Origin of the sequence: Leucobacter chromiiresistens, assembly GCF_001477055.1 — a bacterium.
GTDB classification, from domain to species: domain Bacteria; phylum Actinomycetota; class Actinomycetes; order Actinomycetales; family Microbacteriaceae; genus Leucobacter; species Leucobacter chromiiresistens_A.
In genome coordinates this window covers 1-2,768 of the sequence record NZ_LDRK01000147.1, presented here as the reverse complement: position 1 = coordinate 2,768, position 2,768 = coordinate 1, and the positions used below count along the sequence as shown (strand labels likewise).

Below are 2,768 nucleotides of genomic sequence, written 5' to 3'. Positions count from 1 at the left end.
GACGACGTGCACGTCGTCGATCGACCGATGCTCAAGCGCGCCATCGCGGGCACCGTGGTCGGCAACCTCATGGAGTGGTACGACATCGGCATCTACGGCTACCTCGCCGTCATCATCGGCCGCGTCTTCCTCCCCGACGCGTCGGACGGCGCGCAGGCGCTCTTCTCGCTCGGCGTGTTCGCCGTCACGTTCGTGGCCCGGCCGCTCGGCGGGATCGTGCTCGGCCAGCTCGGCGACCGCATGGGCCGGCAGAAGGTGCTCGCCTTCACCCTGATCATGATGGCGGCCGCGACCTTCTTGATCGGCGTGCTGCCCGACTTCTCGGTGATCGGCGTCTTCGCGCCCATCCTGCTCATCGTGCTGAAGCTCGCGCAGGGGTTCTCGACCGGCGGCGAGTACGCCGGGGCGACCACCTTCATCACCGAGTACGCGCCCGATCGCAAGCGCGGCTTCTACGCGTCGCTGCTCGACATGGGCTCGTACCTGGGCTTCGCCATGGGCGCCGCGTTCGTGTCGATCCTGCAGCTGACGCTCTCCGAAGAGGCGATGGAGGGCTTCGCGTGGCGCATCCCCTTCCTGGTCGCACTGCCCCTCGGACTCATCGCGATCTACTTCCGCCTCAAGATCGAGGACACGCCCGCGTTCCAGGAGGCCCGCGATGCCGCGGAGCGCGCCACCGAGGAGGCCGAGTCGTCGGCTGAGGCGCCGAAGGGCGTGATCGCGCTCGTACGGGCCTACTGGCGCGAGCTGCTCACCGCGTTCGTGCTCGTCGCGGCAGCGAACACCGTCGGCTACGCGCTCACCTCGTACATGCCGACCTACCTCACGCAGACGCTCGGCTACGACCCGGTGCACGGCAATCTGCTCACCCTGCCGGTGCTCGTCGGCATGGCGGCCTGCATCCCCCTCACGGGCAGGCTCTCCGACCGCATCGGGCGCCGCAAGGTGCTCTTCATCGGCTCGATCACCGCGATCGTGCTCTCCATTCCGGCGTTCCTCTTCATGATGCACGGCGAGATCTGGTCGACGCTGCTGGGCCTCGCCCTGCTCGCCGTGCCCGTGACGTTCTACGTCGCGAACCTCGCGTCGTCGCTGCCGGCCCTCTTCCCGACCTCGTCGCGGTACGGCGGCATGGGCATCTCCTACAACCTCTCCGTCGCGCTCTTCGCGGGCACCGCGCCCGTGATCATGGAGTCGCTCGTGCAGGCGAGCGGCTCATCGCTCGCCCCCGCGTTCTACGTCATCGGCACGTCCGTCGCGGGCTTCATCGCGATCGTGCTGCTGAAGGAGTCGGCGCGGCGGCCGCTGCCCGGTGCGATGCCGAGCGTCGAGACCGAGGCGGAGGCGGAGGCGCTCGTCGAGACGCAGGACACGAACCCCGATCTCGACCTCGACGAGCTGTTCCCCGAGCGCACGCAGTCGGGCGACGACGACGCCGCCGCGCGACGCGATCCCGCATCGACCTGATGCCGGCTTCCGAGCGCACACCCGACGGCCGCTACATCATCGTCAACGGCCGTCGGTGGCGCGCCACCGACCCGCAGCTGCCCGACCGACTCGTCGCGCCGCTCAAGTCGGAGCTCGGGAGCGCCCGATCCCGCATCCGCACCGCGCCCGACGACGCGGCGCGCCGGGCGCTGCGCGATCGGGTGCAGCTCGCGAAGGAGGGGCTCGGAGAGCGGGGCACCGCGTGGTGGGAGATGGACGAGCCGGATCGCATCGCCCGGGCCGAGGATCGGCTGCGCCGGCTCGCCGACGCAGCCCCCTGAGCGCGCCCCGCTACCACGTTCCCGGGGCGAGCCCAAGGGCCTGTGGCGGGAGAACCCGGGTGAGGCAGGCTCGAAATGTGGCGAACGCGAAGCAGAACGAGACGTCCCCCGTGACGGTCGTGCTCAGGCGCGGGATGAACCGCGTGCGTCCGCTCGTCACCCGGTACCGCCTGCTGCTCGCGCTCAAGGCCGCAGTCGGCGTGACCGCGGCCTGGCTCATCGGCCGGCTGCTGCCGGGCGAGCTCAACGAGTACGCGTACTACGCACCGCTCGGCGCGCTCCTCGGCGTCGCGCCCACGGTGGTGAGCTCCGTGCGCACGAGCATCGAGCTCATCGCGGGCATCGGCATCGGGCTCGGCATCGGCTGGGTGCTCGTCGCGAGCGGCACGCCCTGGTTCGTCCGCGCCCCGATCGCCGCCGGAGTGGGCATGCTGATCGCGGGAGTGCGCCGGCTCGGCGAGGGACGCGTCTACGTGCCGATCGCCGCGGTGTTCGTCGTGATCATCGGGGCGGGCGACCCCGACTCGTACGTGGCGGGATACATCGCGCAGTTCGGCATCGGCCTCGGCATCGGCACGCTCGTCAATCTCGTGTTCATCCCGCCGCTGATGTACGGGTACGCACGCTCCCGCATCGCGGATCTGAAGAGCGACTTCGCGTCGGCGATCGAGGACCTCGCCACCGTGCTCTCGACCGAGTGGCCGCCGGATCGCGCGGACTGGCTCGACGAGGCGCGCAGACGGCAGCGCTCCGTCGACGAGGCGGAGGAGCTCGTGCGCGAGGCGAAGGAGAGCGGCCGCGGCAACCCGCGAGCCATGTGGAGGCGGTACGACGCTTCGAGCGATGACGCCGACATCGAGGCGCTGCGCTACGTCGGGCTTCGCGTCGCCGACATCTCGGATGCGCTCGGAGGCGCGATCTGGCATCAACCGGTCGCGGTGACCATTCCCTCCGAGTCGATCGAGTCGCTCGGCCGCGCACTCGGCGAGCTCGCCGAGT

The 2,768-nt window shown here is 70.5% G+C and carries 3 protein-coding genes; all 3 read left to right on the top strand.

All coding sequences use genetic code 11. The annotated features are described in order from the left end of the window. Positions 1-1,467, top strand: a 1,467-nt coding sequence (locus tag NS354_RS12720; protein ID WP_058594809.1) for an MFS transporter, incomplete at its 5' end; no start/stop codon positions are given. Beyond that, the gene (locus NS354_RS12715) at positions 1,467-1,769 is read left to right on the top strand and encodes a hypothetical protein (RefSeq protein ID WP_058594808.1); all 303 of its coding nucleotides are present in this window, start codon (positions 1,467-1,469) and stop codon (positions 1,767-1,769) included. The genes NS354_RS12720 and NS354_RS12715, both read left to right, overlap by 1 nt. A gap of 77 nt (positions 1,770-1,846) precedes the next feature. After that, on the top strand, positions 1,847-2,768 hold a 922-nt coding region (locus NS354_RS12710; RefSeq protein ID WP_058594807.1), incomplete at its 3' end, for an FUSC family protein.